Annotated in this window: 22 protein-coding genes; 8 read left to right on the top strand and 14 right to left on the bottom strand. The window is 55.0% G+C overall.

The window, feature by feature from the left end:
- Positions 1-87: 87 nt before the first annotated feature.
- Positions 88-654, bottom strand: a complete 567-nt coding sequence (gene gmhB, locus AB1287_RS19720; protein WP_312626264.1) for a D-glycero-beta-D-manno-heptose 1,7-bisphosphate 7-phosphatase — start codon at positions 652-654, stop codon at positions 88-90.
- Positions 655-842: 188 nt separating this feature from the next.
- Between gmhB and metN the strand changes: the two genes are divergently transcribed.
- The 6 genes from metN to proS all read left to right on the top strand — a co-directional run bounded on the left by metN (position 843) and on the right by proS (position 6,424).
- Positions 843-1,874, top strand: coding sequence for a methionine ABC transporter ATP-binding protein MetN (gene metN / locus AB1287_RS19725; RefSeq protein WP_435618843.1), 1,032 nt, complete (start codon positions 843-845; stop codon positions 1,872-1,874).
- Entirely contained in the window at positions 1,867-2,520 is a 654-nt protein-coding gene (locus tag AB1287_RS19730; protein WP_312626262.1) for a methionine ABC transporter permease MetI, read from the top strand. Before metN ends, AB1287_RS19730 begins: the two co-directional genes overlap by 8 nt.
- A 42-nt stretch (positions 2,521-2,562) precedes the next feature.
- A complete protein-coding gene (gene metQ, locus AB1287_RS19735) occupies positions 2,563-3,378 on the top strand; it encodes a methionine ABC transporter substrate-binding lipoprotein MetQ (RefSeq protein WP_312626261.1) in 816 nt (271 codons plus the stop codon).
- Positions 3,379-3,484: 106 nt separating this feature from the next.
- Positions 3,485-3,889: an Rcs stress response system protein RcsF gene (rcsF, locus tag AB1287_RS19740; RefSeq protein WP_312626259.1), complete on the top strand. Its 405-nt coding sequence runs from the start codon at positions 3,485-3,487 to the stop codon at positions 3,887-3,889.
- Positions 3,886-4,593 (top strand): tRNA (N6-threonylcarbamoyladenosine(37)-N6)-methyltransferase TrmO, encoded by a 708-nt coding sequence (tsaA, locus tag AB1287_RS19745; RefSeq protein ID WP_312626257.1) that lies wholly within the window; start codon positions 3,886-3,888, stop codon positions 4,591-4,593. Before rcsF ends, tsaA begins: the two co-directional genes overlap by 4 nt.
- 112 nt (positions 4,594-4,705) lie before the next feature.
- Positions 4,706-6,424, top strand: a complete 1,719-nt coding sequence (proS, locus tag AB1287_RS19750; protein ID WP_435618844.1) for a proline--tRNA ligase — start codon at positions 4,706-4,708, stop codon at positions 6,422-6,424.
- Between the two features lie 50 nt (positions 6,425-6,474).
- Here the strand turns inward: proS and nlpE are convergent, their stop codons facing one another.
- Genes nlpE through AB1287_RS19765 form a run of 3 tightly spaced genes read right to left on the bottom strand, consistent with a single transcriptional unit; the run spans position 6,475 to position 8,169 of the window.
- Positions 6,475-7,173, bottom strand: coding sequence for an envelope stress response activation lipoprotein NlpE (gene nlpE / locus AB1287_RS19755; RefSeq protein ID WP_435618845.1), 699 nt, complete (start codon positions 7,171-7,173; stop codon positions 6,475-6,477).
- 31 nt (positions 7,174-7,204) lie between these two features.
- Entirely contained in the window at positions 7,205-7,627 is a 423-nt protein-coding gene (gene arfB, locus AB1287_RS19760; RefSeq protein WP_312626253.1) for an alternative ribosome rescue aminoacyl-tRNA hydrolase ArfB, read from the bottom strand.
- Positions 7,624-8,169, bottom strand: a complete 546-nt coding sequence (locus tag AB1287_RS19765; RefSeq protein WP_435618846.1) for a YaeQ family protein — start codon at positions 8,167-8,169, stop codon at positions 7,624-7,626. The genes arfB and AB1287_RS19765 overlap by 4 nt, the downstream gene beginning before the upstream one ends.
- Positions 8,170-8,364: 195 nt before the next feature.
- Here AB1287_RS19765 and AB1287_RS19770 point away from each other — a divergent pair, with 195 nt between their 5' ends.
- Positions 8,365-8,565 (top strand): YaeP family protein, encoded by a 201-nt coding sequence (locus tag AB1287_RS19770; RefSeq protein WP_312626250.1) that lies wholly within the window; start codon positions 8,365-8,367, stop codon positions 8,563-8,565.
- Positions 8,552-8,812 carry a Rho-binding antiterminator gene (gene rof, locus AB1287_RS19775; RefSeq protein WP_312626249.1) on the top strand — a complete coding sequence of 87 codons (261 nt, stop codon included), beginning with the start codon at positions 8,552-8,554 and terminating at the stop codon, positions 8,810-8,812. The genes AB1287_RS19770 and rof overlap by 14 nt, the downstream gene beginning before the upstream one ends.
- A 17-nt stretch (positions 8,813-8,829) precedes the next feature.
- Here rof and tilS read toward each other — a convergent pair whose 3' ends face one another.
- The 10 genes from tilS to lpxD all read right to left on the bottom strand — a co-directional run bounded on the left by tilS (position 8,830) and on the right by lpxD (position 21,418).
- Complete coding sequence (tilS, locus tag AB1287_RS19780; RefSeq protein WP_435618847.1) at positions 8,830-10,131, bottom strand: tRNA lysidine(34) synthetase TilS; 1,302 nt, start codon at positions 10,129-10,131, stop codon at positions 8,830-8,832.
- A 3-nt stretch (positions 10,132-10,134) separates the two neighbouring features.
- Positions 10,135-10,524 (bottom strand): VOC family protein, encoded by a 390-nt coding sequence (locus tag AB1287_RS19785; RefSeq protein WP_312626246.1) that lies wholly within the window; start codon positions 10,522-10,524, stop codon positions 10,135-10,137.
- Between the two features lie 59 nt (positions 10,525-10,583).
- Positions 10,584-12,722 carry a lysine decarboxylase LdcC gene (locus AB1287_RS19790; protein WP_312626244.1) on the bottom strand — a complete coding sequence of 713 codons (2,139 nt, stop codon included), beginning with the start codon at positions 12,720-12,722 and terminating at the stop codon, positions 10,584-10,586.
- Between the two features lie 105 nt (positions 12,723-12,827).
- A complete protein-coding gene (accA, locus tag AB1287_RS19795) occupies positions 12,828-13,787 on the bottom strand; it encodes an acetyl-CoA carboxylase carboxyl transferase subunit alpha (protein WP_312626242.1) in 960 nt (319 codons plus the stop codon).
- 12 nt (positions 13,788-13,799) lie between these two features.
- Positions 13,800-17,282 (bottom strand): DNA polymerase III subunit alpha, encoded by a 3,483-nt coding sequence (dnaE, locus tag AB1287_RS19800; RefSeq protein ID WP_435618848.1) that lies wholly within the window; start codon positions 17,280-17,282, stop codon positions 13,800-13,802.
- A 22-nt stretch (positions 17,283-17,304) separates the two neighbouring features.
- Positions 17,305-17,901: a ribonuclease HII gene (gene rnhB / locus AB1287_RS19805; RefSeq protein WP_435618849.1), complete on the bottom strand. Its 597-nt coding sequence runs from the start codon at positions 17,899-17,901 to the stop codon at positions 17,305-17,307.
- Positions 17,898-19,043, bottom strand: coding sequence for a lipid-A-disaccharide synthase (gene lpxB / locus AB1287_RS19810; protein WP_312626238.1), 1,146 nt, complete (start codon positions 19,041-19,043; stop codon positions 17,898-17,900). The genes rnhB and lpxB overlap by 4 nt, the downstream gene beginning before the upstream one ends.
- Entirely contained in the window at positions 19,043-19,831 is a 789-nt protein-coding gene (gene lpxA / locus AB1287_RS19815) for an acyl-ACP--UDP-N-acetylglucosamine O-acyltransferase (protein WP_435618850.1), read from the bottom strand. The genes lpxB and lpxA overlap by 1 nt, the downstream gene beginning before the upstream one ends.
- A gap of 3 nt (positions 19,832-19,834) precedes the next feature.
- Positions 19,835-20,290, bottom strand: coding sequence for a 3-hydroxyacyl-ACP dehydratase FabZ (gene fabZ / locus AB1287_RS19820; RefSeq protein WP_012016126.1), 456 nt, complete (start codon positions 20,288-20,290; stop codon positions 19,835-19,837).
- 102 nt (positions 20,291-20,392) lie between these two features.
- Entirely contained in the window at positions 20,393-21,418 is a 1,026-nt protein-coding gene (gene lpxD, locus AB1287_RS19825; protein ID WP_435618851.1) for a UDP-3-O-(3-hydroxymyristoyl)glucosamine N-acyltransferase, read from the bottom strand.
- Positions 21,419-21,421 lie beyond the last annotated feature (3 nt).

Genomic DNA, 21,421 nt, shown 5'->3' on the forward strand with positions numbered 1-21,421 from the left:
ATGGAGGCGCATTATAGGGAGCTCCCGAGGAATGACAAGCGGAAAAATACATTTTTATTTCAACCGCTCATCTTTTCGCCTCAAAGCCTACTTTTTCTGCTTTTTGATGGCTGCAGGCAACGCTGCCAGGCTATCAATCACCCAATCAGCTGCATTTTCAGCCTCATTGGTAACAGGTTTGCCGGTACGGACCAGGACCTTCGTTCCAACGCCTGCGGCAGCAGCGGCCTGCATATCTTCAACTTTGTCGCCAACCATAAAAGAGGCGTCCATATCGATATGCAGGAAATCACGAGCAGAGATAAGCATTCCCGGGTGCGGCTTACGGCAATCGCACACCTGGCGAAACTCTTCAACCGTGCCCTGCGGATGGTGAGGACAATAATAGATGCCATCCAGATCGACGCCACGGTCGGCCAGTGACCAGTCCATCCACTCGGTCAGAGTTTCGAACTGCGCTTCCGTAAATTTACCGCGCGCAATACCGGACTGGTTGGTTACCAGCACCAACGCGTAGCCCATCTCTTTCAGCTCGCGCATAGCGTCAATGACGCCATCGATAAACTCAAATGCATCAATTTCGTGGACGTAGCCATGATCGACATTAATGGTGCCATCACGGTCTAAGAAAATAGCGGGAACGGTTTTTGCCACCGGTTTACTCCTGAATAAGGCTTGTGCCGCTAGTATCTCATGTTTCTGACGCCAATAAAGTGCTCATTATCGCCGCTCCGGATTGATTTAGACGTCTGGATGCCTTACCATCCATTTCATTGACGGTCTCTGCGCTGTGCAACAGCAGAAAATGCCACGGCAAATCACTACACGATAATAAATAGCTAATGATTAAACTTTCGAATATCACCAAAGTGTTCCAGCAGGGTCACAGAACCATTCAGGCACTGAATAATGTCAGCCTGCATGTTCCTGCAGGACAAATTTACGGCGTCATCGGCGCGTCAGGTGCAGGTAAAAGCACCCTGATCCGCTGCGTTAATTTACTTGAGCGCCCAACCCAGGGAAGCGTTCTGGTTGATGGCCAGGACTTAACCGCCCTTTCTGAATCCCAGTTAACCAAAGCTCGTCGCCAGATAGGCATGATTTTCCAGCACTTTAATCTGCTGTCCTCCCGTACCGTATTTGGCAACGTAGCTTTGCCGCTGGAGCTGGACAACACGCCAAAAGAGGAAATCAAACGTCGCGTAACCGAGCTGCTCGACCTTGTTGGCCTGGCAGATAAACACGACAGCTACCCGGGCAACCTCTCCGGCGGGCAAAAACAGCGTGTCGCGATCGCACGCGCCCTGGCAAGCAACCCTAAAGTACTGTTATGCGATGAGGCCACCAGCGCGCTGGATCCCGCCACAACCCGTTCAATTCTCGAGCTGCTGAAGGACATCAACCGTCGCCTGGGCCTGACCATTCTCCTTATTACGCATGAAATGGATGTCGTGAAACGCATCTGTGACTGCGTGGCCGTGATCAGCAACGGCGAGCTGATTGAGCAGGACACCGTCAGTGAAGTGTTCTCTCATCCGAAAACGCCGCTGGCGCAGCAGTTTATTCAGTCCACGCTGCATCTGGATATTCCGGAAGATTATCTGGCTCGCCTGAAGCCTGAACAGCAATCTGACAGCGTCCCGATGCTGCGCATGGAGTTTACCGGCCAGTCCGTTGATGCCCCTTTGTTATCGGAAACCGCGCGCCGCTTTAACGTGAATAACAACATTATCAGCGCGCAGATGGATTACGCAGGCGGCGTGAAGTTCGGCATCATGCTGACCGAAATGCACGGCACACAAGAAGATACGCAGGCGGCCATCAGCTGGCTGCAGGAACACCATGTAAAAGTAGAGGTACTAGGTTATGTCTGAGCCAATGATGTGGTTGCTGGCGCGCGGCGTCTGGGAAACGCTGGCGATGACCTTTGTTTCCGGTTTCTTTGGCTTTGTGCTGGGCCTGCCGGTAGGCGTGCTGCTGTACGTCACTCGTCCGGGTCAGATTGCCGAAAGCGCGAAGCTGTATCGTACCCTTTCTGCGGTCGTAAACATCTTCCGTTCTATTCCTTTTATTATCCTGCTGGTCTGGATGATTCCCTTCACTCGCGTGATTGTCGGAACCTCAATTGGCCTTCAGGCGGCGATCGTCCCGCTGACCGTCGGCGCAGCTCCGTTTATTGCCCGCATGGTAGAAAACGCCCTGCTGGAAATCCCTACGGGCCTGATTGAAGCTTCACGCGCCATGGGCGCAACAGCCATGCAAATTGTACGCAAAGTCCTGCTGCCAGAAGCGCTGCCGGGCCTGGTGAACGCGGCTACCATTACGCTAATTACCCTGGTCGGCTACTCTGCAATGGGCGGTGCCGTTGGTGCCGGTGGTCTGGGCCAGATTGGCTATCAGTACGGCTACATTGGTTATAACGCTACGGTTATGAATACCGTTCTGGTATTACTGGTGGTTCTGGTTTATTTAATTCAATTCTCTGGCGATCGCATCGTCCGGGCTGTCACTCACAAGTAACGTTACACACAACATACAACTCTAAGAGTTTAAGGAAAGAAAATGGCGTTCAAGTTTAAAACCTTTGCGGCAGTGGGTGCCCTGATTGGTTCTCTGGCACTGGTGGGTTGCGGTCAGGATGAGAAAGACCCAAACCATATTAAAGTAGGCGTGATCGTGGGTGCTGAACAGCAGGTTGCTGAAGTCGCTCAGAAAGTGGCGAAAGAGAAATACGGCCTCGACGTTGAACTGGTAACTTTCAACGACTACGTACTGCCAAACGAAGCGCTGAGCAAAGGCGACATTGACGCCAACGCCTTCCAGCACAAGCCATATCTGGATCAGCAGATCAAAGATCGCGGCTACAAACTGGTTGCGGTCGGCAATACCTTCGTTTACCCGATTGCAGGCTACTCCAAAAAAATCAAATCCCTGGATGAGCTGCAGCCCGGCTCTCAGGTTGCCGTACCTAACGATCCAACCAACCTTGGCCGCTCCCTGCTGCTGCTGCAGAAAGTGGGTCTGATCAAACTGAAAGACGGCGTGGGTCTGCTGCCAACCGTTCTGGACGTTACCGAGAATCCAAAAAACCTGAAAATTGTTGAGCTGGAAGCGCCTCAGCTGCCGCGTTCTCTTGACGACGCTCAGATTGCTCTGGCCGTTATCAATACCACTTACGCCAGCCAGATTGGCCTGACGCCAGCAAAAGACGGCATCTTTGTTGAAGACAAAGACTCCCCATACGTGAACCTGATCGTGAGCCGCGAAGACAACAAAGATGCGGAAAACGTGAAGAAATTCGTTGAAGCGTATCACTCTGATGAAGTGTACGAAGCTGCGAACAAGATCTTCAACGGTGGTGCCGTTAAAGGCTGGTAATCTTTTCACAAAGTAATATTATTCAGGACGGGCTTTATGCCCGTCTTGTCATTTTTGGCCGCCGCCTGATTCAAAACGGTCGGCTTTTATTTATTGAGGGAATCCTATGCGTGCTTTACCGATCTGTTTCTTAACGCTCATCCTGAGCGGCTGTTCAATGCTGAGCAGATCTCCTGTCGAACCAGTACAAAGCACCGCCGCGCCTGCCAAAACAGAGCCAGCGAAACCAAAAGCTACGCGCCCTGCGCCAGTAAGAATCTATAACAGTGCCGAAGAGCTGGTCGGGAAACCGTTCCGCGATCTCGGTGAAGTCAGCGGCGAATCCTGCCAGGCCTCTAATCAGGACTCCCCACCGAATATCCCGACAGCTCGCAAGCGCCTGCAAATCAACGCAGCCAAAATGAGGGCCAACGCCGTTCTTCTGCACAGCTGTGAAGTCACCAGCGGTACGCCTGGCTGCTACCGCCAGGCCGTCTGCCTTGGCACCGCCCTCAACGTTTCGGCGCAATGAGTGGATTTTCCTTCGAGCAGATAGGCGTTATCCGCTCACCCTATAAAGAGAAGTTTGCCGTACCCCGCCAGCCTGGCCTGGTACAATACGGCAGCGGCGAGCTTCACCTCCTTCCACCCTACAATCAGACTGACGCCGTTCGGGGTCTGGAAGATTTCAGCCATCTTTGGGTACTGTTTGTTTTCCATCAAACCATGGAAGGCGGCTGGCGACCTACCGTGCGTCCACCGCGCTTAGGGGGTAACGCCAGAATGGGCGTGTTTGCCACCCGTTCGACGTTTCGCCCGAACCCTATTGGAATGTCGCTTGTTGAGCTGAAAGGCGTGCGCTGCCACAAAGATCAGGTCATTCTGCAGTTGGGCGGCCTCGATCTGGTCGACGGCACGCCAGTTGTTGATATCAAACCTTATTTGCCTTTCGCCGAAGCGTTGCCGGACGCGCAGGCGAGCTACGCCCAGCAGGCGCCTGTGGCTAGCGTTAATATCAGCTTCACAGCGGAACTGGAAAGCCAGTTTCCTGTTCTGGAAAAGCGCTACCCTCATCTGCGTGCGTTTATTGCCGACGTGCTGGCTCAGGATCCTCGTCCGGCCTATCGTAAAGGCGAGGAAACCGGGAAAACCTACGCCGTCTGGCTACACGATTTTAACGTCCGCTGGCGCGTGACCGATGCGGGGTTCGAAGTCTTTGCTTTAGAAGCTCGCTAATTTTCGCCTCCTCTCTTTTGACAACTCTGCCAGGCTGATAAACTAAACCACTTTTTTTGTATCAGGCGGGCAACCCCGCCTGCGCCCATCGTTCAAATGGAACCGTAATAACATGCGTACTAGTCAATACCTGCTCTCCACGCTGAAGGAGACACCTGCCGACGCCGAGGTTATCAGCCACCAGCTGATGCTGCGCGCCGGGATGATTCGCAAGCTCGCTTCCGGGTTATATACCTGGCTGCCGACCGGCGTGCGCGTCCTGAAAAAAGTCGAAAACATCGTGCGTGAAGAGATGAACAACGCCGGTGCCATTGAGGTATTGATGCCGGTGGTTCAGCCCGCTGACCTCTGGGAAGAGAGCGGCCGCTGGGAACAGTACGGTCCTGAGCTGCTGCGTATTGCCGATCGCGGCGATCGTCCGTTTGTGCTCGGCCCAACGCATGAAGAAGTGATCACCGACCTGATGCGTAATGAGCTGAGCTCTTACAAACAGCTGCCGCTGAATCTCTTCCAGATCCAGACAAAATTCCGTGACGAAGTACGCCCACGCTTCGGCGTAATGCGTTCCCGTGAATTCGTCATGAAAGACGCCTACTCGTTCCATACATCTCAGGAATCCCTGCAGGAAACCTACGACGCGATGTATGCAGCCTACAGCAAAATATTCAGCCGTATGGGTCTGGATTTCCGCGCCGTTCAGGCAGATACCGGTTCGATTGGCGGCAGCGCGTCTCATGAATTCCAGGTTCTGGCTTCCAGCGGTGAAGATGACGTTATCTTCTCTGACGCCTCTGACTTTGCGGCAAATATTGAGTTCGCTGAAGCGCTGGCACCGAAAGAACCTCGCGCAGCCGCGACGAAGGAAATGACGCTGGTCGATACGCCAAATGCCAAAACCATCGCTGAGCTGGTTGAGCAGTTTGGTCTGCCGGTTGAAAAAACCGTGAAAACGCTGCTGGTGAAAGCCGTTGAAGGCAGCAGCTATCCGCTGGTCGCGCTGCTGGTACGTGGCGATCACGAGCTGAATGAAGTTAAAGCGGAGAAACTGCCGCAGGTCGCCAGTCCGCTGACTTTCGCGACCGAAGCAGAAATCCGTGCCGTCGCCAACGCAGGTCCGGGCTCTCTGGGTCCAATCAATATGCCTGTTCCGGTGGTAATTGACCGTACCGTTGCCGCCATGAGCGATTTCGCCGCTGGCGCAAACGTGGACGGCAAGCACTACTTCGGCATTAACTGGGATCGCGATGTAGCGACGCCGGAAGTAGCAGACATTCGTAACGTTGTGGCGGGCGATCCAAGCCCGGACGGCAAAGGTACGTTGCTTATCAAACGCGGTATCGAAGTTGGCCATATCTTCCAGCTCGGCACCAAATATTCCGAAGCGATGAAGGCTGCCGTTCAGGGTGAAGATGGTCGTAACCAGACGCTGACTATGGGCTGTTACGGTATCGGCGTTACGCGTGTGGTCGCAGCGGCCATTGAGCAGAACCACGATGAGCGCGGTATCGTCTGGCCGGACAACATCGCTCCGTTCCAGGTCGCTATCCTGCCGATGAACATGCACAAATCCTACCGCGTGCAGGAACTGGCGGAGAAACTCTACGCTGAACTGCGCGCACAGGGCATCGAAGTGCTGATGGACGACCGTAAAGAGCGTCCGGGCGTGATGTTCGCTGACATGGAGCTGATTGGCATTCCGCACACTATCGTCATCGGCGATCGTAACCTCGACAGCGACGACATCGAATACAAATACCGTCGCAACGGCGAGAAGCAGATGATTAAAACCGGGGAGATCCTCAACTACCTGGTGAAGGCCATCAAAGGCTAAAAACACAAAGGCCTCGCAGTGCGAGGCCTTTTTCATTTATCTGCGCTAACTTAATTCCTGCACTCTTTCCCAGGCATAAACTTCGCGTCTTTATCCGTCTTCAGCGTCTTGACCTGTTCGCCCGTGTCCGGGTTTGGCTCCAGCGTAAAGTGCGCTTCCACCGTCAGCAGCACCGGCTTCGTTGCCGTTCCACGCGCGGCGGCATAGTCACGTTCCAGCTGCGCATTATTCGCCACGGCAACGCGTTTACCGGTTGCACAATCGGTGAAGGTGGCGGCATCGGCCATGTAGGAATACATGCCGCGCATGGCCATTGGCGTATTCGGCAGGCTGGATTTAACCGGCTCCAGCGTGTAGTTCAGCTTAGAGACAATAGGGTTCCCTTCCCTGTCCAGCATTTCCAGCTTATCGCCTTTCGCGCGGTAGTAGGACTTCTCACCCTGGCTGTCAGTAAGCACCAGCTTCTCGGCAGTGCGTGCCCAGGTGCCATAAGAACCAAATGACGAAGGTTCATGTGCCACACCCTGGTAGCGCTCATTCATTACCCAGGTGCCATCTTTTTCGAGGAACAGCGTCGTTTCAATGCCTTCGCAATCCGCACATGGCAGCACACCACGCCAGCTCTGCTGCATCGGCTGTAGCGCAGCTTCCTGCCCGGCTTTCAGAGTTTGCTCATCTGAACGATTATTACAGCCCGGCAATACGCTCAGTATGCCCATCGCTGCGAGGGCGACCAGTACCTTCTTCACTTTAATTTCCTTATGCTTTTAATTCATCGAGTTATTCGCCGCCATGGCGAACTTTTCCCCGCATCGCTTTCACCGATGATTTTTGTGATTTTGACGCCAGACGCCGCTCTTTCGACGCGCGGGTCGGGCGGGTTGCACGGCGATGCTTCTGTTCGGCGGTTAACGTCTGAATGACTGACACCAGTCGTGCCAGCGCCGCTTCCCGATTCATTTCCTGACTGCGATATTCCTGCGCCTTGATAATAATAATGCCATCAGCCGTGATCAAATGGTGGCTGGCAGCTAACAGGCGCGATTTGTAATACTCTGGCAGGCCGGAGGCCCGGATGTCAAAGCGCAGATGAATAGCCGTAGAGGCTTTGTTCACGTGCTGTCCGCCGTTGCCCTGCGCACGAATAGCGGTGATCTCCACCTCTTCGTCAGCAATAGCCACCTGACGGGAGATAACGATCATTGCGGTTGTTGCCAGTTAACGGGAATAATTTCCAGATTATTCCGAGCGTCGGAGAGCCATAGCGTGCCCTCCTGTAGCGTCGCCTGCAGCGTCATGTTACGCGCAGCGAATGCTATCAACTGCGCGAGTTGGGCATCGTCGAAATACCAGACGGTGAGGTTATCAAATCCCGAAAGCGCAGCCTGATTTTGCTGCCACCAAATCTCTGCCGCACGGGTGTTGTAGGCAAACAGAGCCACCTGTTTCGAACGAGAGCAGGCTTTTTTGATTCGCCGCTCGTCCGGCAAGCCCAGTTCAATCCACAGATCCACGCCCAGATGATCGTTCAGTAGCCACACTTCCGGCTCGTCTTCCGCGCTGAGACCGCGGGTAAACTGCAGCCGGTCGTCGGCATACATGATCCATGCCAGCAGGCGCAGCATCATGCGCTCTTCGGTTTCCGACGGATGACGAGCCAGCGTCAGGCTGGCATCGAGGAACTGGTTACGGTCGAGATCGGCAACGTTCACCACCGCTTTATAAATAGTCGCTTTCAGCGCCATGATTTTACTCCTGAAAATTGGCGGCCATTGTACCGAAATCGGCCGCAAAAGGCTGTCGCCAATTCAGCGCTGAACCGCTCATCCTGCTGATATTGCTTAAATGAGTATGGTATAGTCACCTTGCTAAACAGAGTTTATCTTCGTAGGCTTAAACTTGCATCCCACAGTTAAGTCAGAACGCTGACAGGAGGACATGTGGAAAACTATTGTGAGTTAATACGCAAGCGGTATGCGGAAATAGCCAGCGGGGACTTGGGATATATTCCGGATGCGCTGGGTTGTGTGCTAAAAGTATTGAATGAAGTGGCGGCAGATGACGCGATTTCAGAGTCGGTCAGGGAAAAAGCCGCGTATGCGGCGGCAAACTTACTGGTGAGCGATTATGTCAACGAATGAGTCTTATCAACCGATCAACTGTGACGACTATGACAATCTCGAACTCGCCTGTCAGCACCATCTTGTTCTGGCACTGGAACTGAAGGATGGCGAAGCGCTGAAGGCGAAAGCCAGTGACTTAGTCTCACGAAAAAACGTCGAATATCTGGTGGTTGAGATCTCAGGCGAAAGCCGGGAACTGCGACTCGACAAGATAGCAAGCTTCAGCCACCCGGAAATCGGTACCGTCGTGGTGAGCGTCGAATAACCCCTGAACGGGCAGTGTTACTGCCCGTTTTTTTGTCTGATAAGCGCCAGCCCGACCTCTCCTTCCCTGTACTGCCCTTCAACCGTCACAAAGTAACCCGCCGCTGCAATCAGCGTATCACCATAAAAAAGCAGCGGCGTGGTATCCCGTAACCACGGTGCGACCCCCATCTCCTGCCAGATTTTCTTGAGTTTTCGCCCACCCTGACGCCCAACGATATGCAGCGTTCCTGAAGCGGCATAACGAATACTTACGGGTTCATCCGCTTTCGGCGCGCGAATCTCCTCTCCGGTAACCAGGCGAAGCACGCCGGAACCTGGCAGCAAGAGTGGCTGGTCCGTATCCGCCCAGGCCTGCTGCGAATAAAGTTCACGGTTGTATGCGGCAACCAACCACAGCTGCTGCTGATAGCGGCGAACGTCAATGTTCCCCAGGCGCAGCAGCGGGGCGGCATCTTCACGCGCGAGGGCGACCTCCTGCCACAGGCGTTCCAGCATGCCACGCGAAGGCATCGTCATCTGATGCTGCGCCAGCCAGCGGCGCAGAATGGCGGCTCGCCGGATCTCGCTGACCGCCAACAGGGGCTCAATCGCAATCTGCCCATATTCCCCCGTCAACGCCGCCAGTTCTTCGGCAAGCAATTCATCCAGGAGCTGTTCCTGTTCACCGCACAGCGACGCGCTACGTGCTACGGCCTGAGAAAAGTGCGGCCAGCGCTCAGTAAGCAAAGGGACGACACGAAGACGCAGGAAGTTGCGATCGTAAGCATCGTCCTGATTGCTTTCGTCTTCAATCCAGCTCAGCTGGTGGGAAATAGCCCAATACTCCAGCGATACCCGGGATTCGTTAAGCAATGGCCTGAGCAGACGTGTGCCGGCAAACGCTGAATCATTGGCCATCGCCGACAGCCCGGCAGGGCCACTTCCCCGCTTCAGCGCCAGCAGCAGCGTTTCACATTGATCGTCGATATGCTGCGCGGTTACCAGCACTTCTCCCTCGCGCAAAGCCTCGCGGAAAGCCTGATACCTGGCTTCACGCGCGTGAGCCTCTGTCCCTTTTCCGTCATCGGCGAGGCTGACTCTTGTGACAATGAGCGGTACCTGCCAGTCGGTACAAACCTGCTGACAGTGCTCCACCCACGCATCAGCGTTGGCACTGATCCCATGATGGACATGAATTGCGCGCAACTGTAAATCAGGTGTGCGTTCACGCAGATACACTAGCTGATGCAAAAGGACCGTCGAATCCAGGCCGCCGCTAAAGGCGACCAGAATGTTTCGGTGGGGATGTAACGCATCGACGAGGGAGTTAAGATTCATGATTTATTGCTGATACAGCTCCAGCGGCAGGCCGTCCGGATCGTTGAAGAAGGTAAACCGACGTTCGGTGAACGGATCGACACGAATCGCCTCACACTTCACGCCGTGGCTTTCCAGATGAGCGACCGCCGCATCGATATCATCGACGCTGAAGGCCAGATGACGCAGGCCACAGGCTTCGGGTCGCGACGGGCGCGCAGGCGGGAAAGGGAAAGAAAACAGCTCGATAGTGTACTGGCCGTTGAGCGCCAGATCGCCCTTCCAGGAGTCTCGCTCTTCGCGATAGAACTCGCTCTCCAGCGTGAAGCCGAGAATGTCACAATAGAACGCCTTACTGTTGGCGTAGTTGCTGGCGATGATAGCGATATGGTGAACCTGTTTTAAACCGAGCATGTTTTCTCCTTTGAGGTGTCGCAGCACGTTACCTGCCCCGGCCCGCCTGAGGCAAGCACTCAGGCCTCTTTTAAGACTCGTACCCGGTACACACCATCCTCGTCGCGCTTCGCGCCGTGAATGTCGGTTTCAAAACCGGGATAGTGGCGGCCAATCGAGCAAAGCATCAGCAGAAAATCGAGTACGGCGCGACTCTCCTCGGTGATCATTTCCCCCGGCATCAGCAGCGGCACGCCTGGCGGATAGGGCAGGATCATATTAGCCGATACGCGCCCCACCAGCTGTTCGATTTCGATCGTCTCAACTTCTCCTTTGATCTGCCGCTGCCAGGCCTGGTGCGGCGTCATTTTCATTTCGGGCAGCACGTCAAACGCACGCAGCATCAAATGGGACAGCTGATGCTGACGAATCAGCTTATGGATCCCCTGCGCCAGATCCTGAATACGCATATTGCGGTAGAAATCAGGATCTTCAGCATACAGATCCGGGAGCATATTTTTGACGCGAAGATTCAAATCGTAGGATCTTTTAAACTCCGTCAGGCCGCGCAGCAGCCCCATCGCACGGGTTTTGTCGATGCCGATGCTGAACAGAAACAGCAGATTATACGGCCCGGTTTTCTCAACCACGACGCCGCGTTCATCAAGAAACTTCGCCACCAGCGCAGCCGGGATCCCTTCATCGCTCATGTTGCCCTGCTCGTCCATACCCGGCGTCAGAATGGTCACTTTTACCGGATCGAGATACATATGTTCGGCATCAGCATCGGCAAAACCGTGCCACTCTTCGCCCGGTGATACCGGCCAGCACATTGCTTCATCGACGTTTTCCGGCTGCCAGATATCGAAGAACCAGCCATCAGACTCTTCACGCAGACGCTGAACCTCTTTGCGGAAATGCAGCGCACGTTCAACCGAGCGATTAATCAGGCGCTTACCCGGATTGCCGCGCAGCATCGCCGCAGCGGTTTCAATTGAGGCAACTATCGGATAGCTCGGCGAAGTAGACGTGTGCATCATAAAGGCTTCGTTGAAGGTATCTTCATCGTAATCGCCTTTGATGTGTATAAGCGACGCCTGCGACAGCGCCGCCAGCATTTTATGCGTCGACTGCGTTTCGTAGATCACTTTCCCCGGCACCCGCTCGCCGCTCATGCCGCTTTTTCCCTGATAAATCGGGTGAAAATGGGTGTACGGCACCCAGGCGGAGTCAAAGTGAATCGACGGCACGTCGAGCGTCTCTTTAATCCAGGTGGTGTTATAGAGCAGACCGTCGTAGGTGGAGTTAGTGATCACCGCATGAACCGGCCATTTCGCCCCGGCAGTTGCATTTACTTTTTGCGAAATTGTCTCGCGGGTGAATTCACGCTTCGGAATACCGCCGAGGATCCCCAGTGCATTGCGCGTTGGCTTCATCCACAGCGGCACCACGTCACTCATCATCAGTAAATGCGCCAAAGACTTATGACAGTTGCGGTCGATAAGCAGCGTGCTTCCCGCCGGAGCGGCGTACATGCCGACGATTTTGTTCGACGTCGAGGTGCCGTTCGTCACCATATAGCTTTGCTCAGCACCAAAGGTGCGGGCAATGTACTCTTCGGCTTCCAGATGTGGGCCGGTATGATCGAGCAGGGAACCCAGTTCGGTAACGGAAATGGAGACATCCGCCTTTAGCGTATTGCCGCCAAAAAAGTCATAGAACAGGCAACCGACCGGGCTTTTCTGATAGGCCGTACCCGCCATGTGTCCCGGTGTGCAGAAGGTATACTTGCCCTCTTTCACGTAGTTGAACAGCGCGCGGGTAAACGGCGGGGTAATGTTGTCGAGATACTCTTTGGTGTATTGCCCTATACGCGTGGCGATGTCTTCTGCCGCGCCGAGCGCGTATTCAAAGAACCACAGCGCCATGCGCATATCGTTGATGCTGACGTCGAGCGTCGAATGGGTATTGATGAAGGCATACAGCGGCAGGTATTCGTTAAGCTGATTGATGTCGCTGCACAGGTCTTCGCCGTACTCATCCCAGTCGAAGATAACCCCGCAGATCCGCGGATTTTGCTCAACGAATTTAATGAGATCGGCGCTGTTCTGCGGCCAGATAATTTTGAATCCCTGTTGGGTCAGTGCCGCTTCAAGATCTTTAATCGGCTGATCTTTGTGGTAGACGCCGTGCGGCCCCATGATGGCGATAATATTCACGCATTCCTCCTGGAAAAAACCTCCGTTAATCATAGCGCAGGTGGATAGCGGAAATAAAAAAAGCCACACGTAGTGTGGCTTTTTCAGAGCACTCTTTACGCTTTCTTACGCGTAGCCGTAGCTCATCAGACGCTGATAGCGACGGTTGAGCAGATCTTCGGTGCTCAGCACGTCGAGATCGGCCAGATCCGCCAGGATCTGCGCTTTCAGGCTCGCAGCCATCACTTCCGGCTTACGGTGTGCGCCGCCCAGTGGTTCCGGGATGACGGTATCGATAAGCTTCAGCTCTTTCAGGCGCGGGGCAATAATGCCCATCGCTTCTGCGGCCAGCGGCGCTTTATCAGCGCTTTTCCAAAGAATGGAAGCACAGCCTTCCGGAGAGATAACGGAATAGGTGCTGTACTGCAGCATATTCACTTTATCGCCCACGCCAATCGCCAGTGCGCCGCCGGAGCCGCCTTCACCGATTACGGTGCAGATTACCGGCACCTTCAGGCGAGACATTTCACGCAGGTTACGTGCGATAGCTTCAGACTGACCGCGCTCTTCCGCGCCCACGCCCGGATACGCACCCGGCGTGTCGATGAAGGTCACGATCGGCATGTTGAAGCGCTCTGCCATTTCCATCAGGCGCAGCGCTTTACGGTAGCCTTCCGGCGCTGGCATGCCGAAGTTACGGCGGATTTTCTCTTTGGTTTCACGGCCTTTCTGATGGCCAATCACCATCACCGGACGCCCATCAAGACGCGCGATACCGCCGACGATAGCTTTGTCATCGGCATAGGCGCGGTCGCCTGCCAGCTCGTCGAATTCATCGAACGCCAGACGCAGATAATCCAGGGTATATGGGCGCTGCGGATGGCGAGCCAGCTGAGCAACCTGCCATGCACCGAGATCGGCGAAGATTTTACGCGTCAGCTCTACGCTTTTTTCACGCAGACGATGCACTTCTTCGTCGATGTTAATATCCAGTTTTTCATCCTGACGGCCAACGGACGTCAGAGAATCGATTTTCGCTTCCAGCTCTGCAATCGGCTGTTCGAAATCAAGGAAATTCAGACTCATAGTATTCCTGTATTAGTCAAACTCCAGTTCCACCTGCTCCGACCCAATGAGGCCACGCAGATCGTTGAGTAAACGATCGCTCGGAGAAACACGCCAGGTCGCGCCAAAGCGCAATCGTGCGCGTGCATCCGCCCTCTGATAGTAGAGATGTACTGGAATGGTCCCCGACCGATGGGGTTCCAGAGACTGACGGAGACGGTTTAAAAGCTGGTCATCAATTTGCCTGTCCGTCAGCGAGATAGCAAGCCCGCGAGCATATTTTTCACGGGCTTCGTCAATATCCATCACTTCGCGGGCCATCATTTTAAGGCCGCCGCTGAAGTCATCAAAGCTGACCTGTCCGCTGACGATAAGTATGCGGTCTTTTTCCAGCAAATGCTGGTATTTATCCAGTGCGTCGGTGAATAACATCACCTCCAGACGCCCGGAACGGTCATCCAGCGTACAGATGCCGATGCGATTGCCGCGTTTGGTGACCATAACCCGCGCGGCAATCACAAGCCCCGCCGCCGTGGTGACTTTACCACGATCGGTCGGATGCATGTCTTTGAGCCTTACGCCCCCGGCGTAACGCTCAATCTCTTTCAGATATTGGGTGATTGGGTGTCCGGTCAGGTAGAGACCCAGCGTTTCCCGCTCCCCTTCCAGAACAATCTGTTCCGGCCATGGCTGACAGCTGGCGTAGGATTGTTCCACCTGTTCTGGCTCTTCCGCCAGCACGCCGAACATATCGACCTGCCCGATGGCTTCGGCTTTTGCATGCTGATCGGCTGCCTTCAGCGCGTCCGGCAACGAGTTCGCCAGCGCCGCACGATGCGGGCCAAGCCTGTCGAACGCGCCGGACATAATCAGCTTTTCCAGCACGCGCTTGTTCAGCTTTTTCGTGTCCACGCGGGCGCAAAGGTCGAAGAGCTCGCGGAAATAGCCGCCTTCGTTTCGCGCTTCGAGAATAGCTTCAATCGGACCTTCGCCAACGCCCTTAATGGCGCCGATGCCGTAGACAATCTCCCCGTCATCGTTGACGTGGAAATGGTACAGGCCAGAGTTAATATCCGGCGGCAGAATCTTCAGCCCCATGCGCCAGCACTCGTCCACCAGGCCGACGACTTTCTCAGTGTTGTCCATATCGGCGGTCATCACCGCAGCCATAAACTCTGCCGGATAGTGCGCCTTCAGCCACAGCGTCTGATACGACACCAGCGCATACGCCGCAGAGTGGGATTTGTTGAAGCCGTAGCCCGCAAATTTTTCGACCAGGTCGAAGATTTTCATCGACAGCTCGCCATCGATGCCGTTCTTAATAGCCCCTTCTTCGAAGGTGCCGCGCTGCTTCGCCATCTCTTCGGGCTTTTTCTTACCCATCGCACGACGCAGCATGTCCGCGCCGCCAAGCGTATAGCCGGAGAGCACCTGAGCAATCTGCATCACCTGTTCCTGGTACAGAATGATGCCGTAGGTCGGCTCCAGCACCGGCTTCAGGCTTTCATGCTGCCACTGCACGTCCGGGTAGGAGATCTCTTCACGGCCGTGCTTACGGTCGATAAAGTTATCCACCATGCCCGACTGTAGCGGCCCCGGGCGGAACAGCGCCACCAGAGCGATCATATCTTCGAAGCAGTCCGGCTGCAGGCGCTTAATCAGATCCTTCATGCCGCGGGATTCAAGCTGGAACACGGCGGTCGTTTCCGAGCGCTGCAGCATGTCGAAGCTTTTCTTGTCGTCGAGCGGGATAGCGGCGATATCAATCGGCTCAAGACCCTGCTTCGCCCGACGTGGGTTGATCATCTTCAGCGCCCAGTCGATGATCGTCAGCGTTCGCAGACCGAGGAAGTCAAACTTCACCAGCCCGGCATATTCAACGTCGTTTTTATCGAACTGGGTAACCGGATGATGCCCGGATTCGTCGCAGTAAAGTGGTGCAAAATCGGTAATTTTGGTTGGCGCGATAACCACGCCCCCGGCGTGCTTCCCGGCGTTACGCGTGACGCCTTCAAGCTTACGCGCCATGTCGATCAGCGCTTTAACCTCTTCATCTGCCTCATATATTTCCGGCAGTTGCGGTTCAGCTTCAAAGGCTTTGGCCAGCGTCATGCCCGGATCGGGCGGCACAAGCTTCGAAATGCGGTCAACAAACCCATAAGGATGGCCAAGCACGCGCCCTACGTCACGTATAACCGCTTTTGCGGCCATCGTACCGAAGGTAATTATCTGAGAAACGGCATCGCGCCCGTACATATCGGCGACGTGCTCAATCACCTGGTCACGTTTCTCCATGCAGAAGTCGACGTCGAAGTCGGGCATCGAGACACGTTCCGGGTTAAGAAAACGTTCAAAAAGCAGATCAAATTCAAGCGGATCGAGGTCGGTAATCTTCAGCGCATAGGCCACCAGAGAGCCCGCACCGGAACCACGGCCCGGCCCTACCGGCACGCCGTTATCCTTCGACCACTGGATAAATTCCATTACGATCAGGAAGTAGCCCGGGAACCCCATCTGGTTAATAACCTGAAGTTCGATATCCAGACGTTCGTCATATTCCGGGCGCTTCTCCGCGCGAACAGCCGGATCCGGGAATAAGAACTCAAGACGTTCTTCCAGCCCTTCCTTCGATTTCACGACGAGGAAATCTTCGGTGGTCATGTCGCCGGTCGGGAACTGTGGCAGGAAGTATTCGCCAAGGCGCACGGTCACATTACAGCGTTTGGCAATCTCAACGGTATTGGCCAGCGCTTCCGGAATATCCGAGAACAGTTCGCACATTTCGTCTTCGGTGCGCATGTACTGCTGCGAAGAGTAATTGCGCGGACGCTTGGGATCGTCGAGGGTAAAACCATCATGGATGGCGACGCGAATTTCGTGGGCATCGAAGTCACCCGCGTCAATAAAGCGCACGTCGTTGGTCGCGACAACCGGCAGCCCGCGATCTTCAGCAAGCTTCACGGCGGCATGAAGATAGTTTTCTTCATCGGCCCGGCCCGTGCGGATTAATTCGAGGAAATAACGATCCGGAAAATGCTCTTTGTAGAATGCCACACACTGCTCAACCAGCGCGGTGTTTCCGCGCAGCAGCGCTTTCCCGACGTCGCCCATGCGCGCGCCGGAAAGTAAAATCAGACCTTCTTTCTGCTCAACCAGCCACTCACGGTCGATATACGGCCCCTGAGCGCCATAACCACGCTGATATGCCCGTGAAATCAGCAGCGTAAGATTCTGATAGCCTTCGTTGTTGGCGGCAAGCACCGTCAGCTGAGTCAGCTCCTCGGCAAACAGATCGCTCTGAACGTGGAAATCGGCCCCGATAATCGGCTTCAGGCCCGCACCATGCCCCGCACCGTAGAACTTCACCAGACCGCAAAGGTTGGTGAAATCGGTGATCGCCAGCGCCGGCATGCCGAGCGCGGCCGCCTTTTTCACCAGCGGCCCGGTTTTCGCCAGCCCGTCAATCATGGAGTAGTCGCTATGCACCCGCAGGTGCACGAAACGTGGTTCAGCCATCTTCAGTTCCCGCTTAACTTAATCAGGCAATGCCCAGTGCGCGTTTGACAGGCCCGAAACTGCGCCGGTGGTGTTCGGTGGCGCCATGCAGAGCCAGCTTTTCCAGATGAAAAGCCGTTGGATACCCTTTGTGCCGGGCAAAGCCATACTCAGGGAAAGTCTGGTCCAGCGCCGCCATCTCCGCATCGCGGGACACTTTCGCCAGAATGGAAGCCGCGCTAATTTCTGCCACGCGACTGTCGCCTTTGACTACGGCCATCGACGGCACCGGCAACGCCGGGCAGCGATTACCATCGATCAGCACATATTCCGGCGGAATATGCAGGCCAGCCACGGCGCGCTGCATCGCCAGCATTGTGGCGTGCAGAATGTTGAGCTCGTCAATTTCATGCGGCTCGGCACGGCCAAGGCTCCAGCTCAGCGCCTTCTCTTTGATTTCACCGAACAGCGCCAGGCGGCGCTTTTCGCTTAGCTTTTTAGAGTCGTTGAGGCCGACGATCGGCCTTGCCGGATCGAGGATCACCGCCGCGGTGACAACCGCGCCCACTAAAGGACCGCGGCCTACTTCGTCGACACCCGCCACCAGGTAAGTGTGCGGATAAACAAATACGTCGGTCATTGCGCCAGCTCCAGCACCGCTTCTGCTGCCTGCTCATCGGCATTACAGCGAATTTGCTGGTGCAATTCGCGGAAGGTATCGTGCATAGCGTGGCTGGTTTTACCATCCGCGAGCAGCGGAAGCAGTGCCTCAGCGAGGCTTTCCGGCTGACACTCATCCTGCAAAAGTTCTTTCACCAGTTCCCGGCCCGCCAGCAGATTAGGCAGCGAGACGTAATCGGTTTTCACCAGACGTTTCGCCAGCCAGAAGGTAAACGGCTTCATGCGATAGCCCACGACCATCGGGCACTTCGCCAGCATGCATTCGAGCGCCGCCGTGCCGGATGCCAGCAGCGCAGCGTCGCTGGCGATCATCGCCTCACGACCCATACCGTTCAGCATATGCACGTTGAGATCGGGTGCGATCTCCGCTTTGATGCGCTCAAACTGCTCACGGCGTTTGGCGTTAACCAGCGGCACCACAACTTCCAGATCGGGGTAGTGATTGCGCAGAAGCTGCGCCGTTTTCAGGAAATCTGCGCTAAGCATTTCCACTTCCGCGCCCCGGCTGCCCGGCAGTAACGCCAGACAATGCACGTCATGGGCAATGCCGAGCGTATCACGTGCGGCATTTTTATCAGGATCGAGCGGCATCGCATCTGCCATCGTGTGTCCGATAAAGCGGCAGGGCACGTTGAAACGGTCGTAAAACGCTTTTTCGAAAGGCAGAAACGCGAGCACCAGATCGGTGGCTCTGCCGATTTTGAAAACACGTTTTTGTCGCCATGCCCAGACGGACGGGCTGACATAATGGATGGTTTTGATTCCCTGCTTCTTCAGGTTCCCTTCGAGGGTAATGTTGAAATCCGGGGCATCAATACCGACGAACACATCGGGCTTGAGTTCGGTAAAGCGACGGGTCAGATCGGCACGGATATGCAGCAAACGGCGCAGACGACCGAGGACTTCGACAATCCCCATCACCGCCAGCTCTTCCATTTCGTACCAGGCTTCACAGCCTTCAGCCTGCATCAGCGGTCCGGCTACGCCGACGAATCGGGCGTTCGGAACCCGCGCTTTCAGGGCACGAATCAGACCTGCACCAAGAATATCGCCGGAGGTTTCTCCGGCGACCAGGGCAATAGTTAACGGACGTTCAGCCATTAACGAATCAGACCACGCGTAGAGCGTTCGAAGAAGTCAGAGAAGGCTTTCACTTCAGGATGCTGCTCTGCAAGGTCGGCGATTTCCGGTTTGGCTTCTTCCAGCGTTTTACCGCTGCGGTAAAGCAGTTTGTACGCATTGCGAATGGCAATGATTGCTTCTCTGCTGAAACCACGGCGCTTCAGGCCTTCGATGTTGACACCGAAAGGCGTGGCGTGGTTGCCCTGCGCGATAACGTAAGGCGGAACGTCCTGTGCGACGCCGGAGCAGCCGCCAACCATCACGTGTGCACCAATGATGCAGAACTGATGGACAGCCGTCATGCCGCCGACAATCACAAAATCGTCCAGAGACACGTGACCCGCGAGCGTTGCGTTGTTCGCGAGGATGCAGCGGTTGCCCACTGTGCAATCATGCGCGACGTGCGCGTTGATCATCAGCAGGTTATCGCTGCCTACCTTCGTCAATCCACCGCCCTGTGTTGTGCCACGATGAATGGTGACGCTTTCGCGAATGCGGTTGCGATCGCCAATCTCCACACGGGTTGGTTCGCCAGCGTATTTCAGATCCTGGTTAACTTCCCCGATGGAAGCGAACTGATAAATTTCATTGTCGCGACCAATGGTCGTGTGACCATTTACCACCACATGAGACTTCAGTACGGTCCCTTCGCCAATGGTGACGTTCGGACCCACAATACAAAACGGACCAATGTGAGCGTTGGCACCGATAACGGCGCCCTCTTCCACAATGGAGGTTGGATGGATAAAGGCAGTTTTATCAATCACGTATCAGGCCTCCCGGCTACGCGCACACATCATCGTTGCTTCGCAAACCACTTTCCCGTCAACCGATGCCACGCCTTTGAAGCGAGTCAGGCCACGACGGGTTTTCTCGAAAGTCACTTCCATGATCATCTGATCGCCTGGCACGACAGGACGCTTAAAGCGCGCTTCATCAATGCCTGCAAAGTAGTAGAGTTCACCCGGCTCAAGTTTACCGACGCTCTTGAATGCCAGAATACCGGTGGCCTGAGCCATGGCTTCCAGAATCAGTACGCCTGGGAAAATCGGTTTACCCGGGAAATGTCCCTGGAAAAACGGCTCATTTACGGAGACATTTTTAACTGCGCGAAGAAAACGACCTTCTTCAAAATCCAGCACGCGATCGACCAGCAAGAACGGGTAACGGTGCGGCAGAAGTTCCAGAATCTCTTCAATGTGCAGAGTATGAGTGTCAGTAGTCAAAATACTCTTCCTGTCTAAAAATACTTAAAGTGCAATAATAACACGGCCTGCCGGATTCTAAAAAATCAGACAGGCCGGGAAGATGGCGCCTATGATGTAACGTTAGTCTTGCTGACTGTTTTTACGCTCAAGTGCTTTAAGGCGCTTGCTCATGTCATCAATGTTCATCACCAGCGCGGCGGTTTTGCGCCATGCCTTGTTAGGCTGCAGCGGAATGCCGGAGGAGTATACGCCAGGCTCAGTGATCGGACGCATTACCATACCCATCCCGGTCACCGTCACTTTGTCGCAGATCTCCATGTGGCCGTTGATGACGCTTGCGCCACCAATCATGCAGTAGCGGCCAATTTTCAGGCTGCCTGCCATGATAACCCCGCCCGCAACGGCAGTATTGTCACCGATGACCACGTTGTGCGCAATCTGGCACTGGTTATCAATGATCACGCCGTTACCGATGACGGTGTCATCCAGCGCGCCACGATCGATGGTGGTACAGGCACCGATCTCTACGCGATCGCCGATGATAACGCGACCCAGCTGAGGGATCTTCACCCAGTTGCCGCGATCGTTAGCATAGCCAAAGCCATCCGATCCAATAACGGTACTGGACTGGATCAGGCACTGCTCACCGATCTCAATTTCGTGATAAACCGATACGTTCGCCCACAGGCGTGAACCGGCACCAATTTTGGTGTTCTTACCGACGAAACAGCCCGCGCCAATGCGAACGTTATCACCGAGCACGACCCCGGATTCGATAACTGCATTTGCGCCAATTGAGACGTTTTGTCCAAGCTTTGCCGTCGCATCAACCACCGCGCTGGGCGCGATGTCCTGCGCCGGCTGCGGCGTGGAGTCAAGAATTTGCGCCATACGGGCGTAAGTCAGGTAGGGATTTTTCACTACCAGCGCCGCGCTTTTGGCAAAAGGCAAATCGTCTGCCGTCATCACGACAGCAGAAGCCTGGCATGCGGCCAGGTGTTCACGGTATTTAGGATTCACCATGAACGTGATATGGCCTGCATTAGCGGATTGCATGGACGCAACAGCGGTGATGACGATATCGCCATCACCGTGTAATTCTGCATCCAACTGCTGCGCTAAGTCAGCCAGTCGAATTGAAGGCATTAC

It is taken from the genome of Scandinavium sp. UTDF21-P1B, from assembly GCF_040750395.1.
Classification (GTDB): domain Bacteria; phylum Pseudomonadota; class Gammaproteobacteria; order Enterobacterales; family Enterobacteriaceae; genus Scandinavium.

What these genes read in the sequence shown, in the direction of transcription:
- metN (WP_435618843.1), top strand. Translation starts at nt 843, where the DNA reads ATGATTAAACTTTCGAATATCACCAAAGTGTTCCAGCAGGGTCACAGA.
- AB1287_RS19730 (WP_312626262.1), top strand. Translation starts at nt 1,867, where the DNA reads ATGTCTGAGCCAATGATGTGGTTGCTGGCGCGCGGCGTCTGGGAAACG.
- metQ (WP_312626261.1), top strand. Translation starts at nt 2,563, where the DNA reads ATGGCGTTCAAGTTTAAAACCTTTGCGGCAGTGGGTGCCCTGATTGGT.
- rcsF (WP_312626259.1), top strand. Translation starts at nt 3,485, where the DNA reads ATGCGTGCTTTACCGATCTGTTTCTTAACGCTCATCCTGAGCGGCTGT.
- tsaA (WP_312626257.1), top strand. Translation starts at nt 3,886, where the DNA reads ATGAGTGGATTTTCCTTCGAGCAGATAGGCGTTATCCGCTCACCCTAT.
- proS (WP_435618844.1), top strand. Translation starts at nt 4,706, where the DNA reads ATGCGTACTAGTCAATACCTGCTCTCCACGCTGAAGGAGACACCTGCC.
- arfB (WP_312626253.1), bottom strand. Translation starts at nt 7,627, where the DNA reads ATGATCGTTATCTCCCGTCAGGTGGCTATTGCTGACGAAGAGGTGGAG.
- AB1287_RS19765 (WP_435618846.1), bottom strand. Translation starts at nt 8,169, where the DNA reads ATGGCGCTGAAAGCGACTATTTATAAAGCGGTGGTGAACGTTGCCGAT.
- rof (WP_312626249.1), top strand. Translation starts at nt 8,552, where the DNA reads ATGTCAACGAATGAGTCTTATCAACCGATCAACTGTGACGACTATGAC.
- tilS (WP_435618847.1), bottom strand. Translation starts at nt 10,131, where the DNA reads ATGAATCTTAACTCCCTCGTCGATGCGTTACATCCCCACCGAAACATT.
- AB1287_RS19785 (WP_312626246.1), bottom strand. Translation starts at nt 10,524, where the DNA reads ATGCTCGGTTTAAAACAGGTTCACCATATCGCTATCATCGCCAGCAAC.
- accA (WP_312626242.1), bottom strand. Translation starts at nt 13,787, where the DNA reads ATGAGTCTGAATTTCCTTGATTTCGAACAGCCGATTGCAGAGCTGGAA.
- dnaE (WP_435618848.1), bottom strand. Translation starts at nt 17,282, where the DNA reads ATGGCTGAACCACGTTTCGTGCACCTGCGGGTGCATAGCGACTACTCC.
- rnhB (WP_435618849.1), bottom strand. Translation starts at nt 17,901, where the DNA reads ATGACCGACGTATTTGTTTATCCGCACACTTACCTGGTGGCGGGTGTC.
- lpxB (WP_312626238.1), bottom strand. Translation starts at nt 19,043, where the DNA reads ATGGCTGAACGTCCGTTAACTATTGCCCTGGTCGCCGGAGAAACCTCC.
- lpxD (WP_435618851.1), bottom strand. Translation starts at nt 21,418, where the DNA reads ATGCCTTCAATTCGACTGGCTGACTTAGCGCAGCAGTTGGATGCAGAA.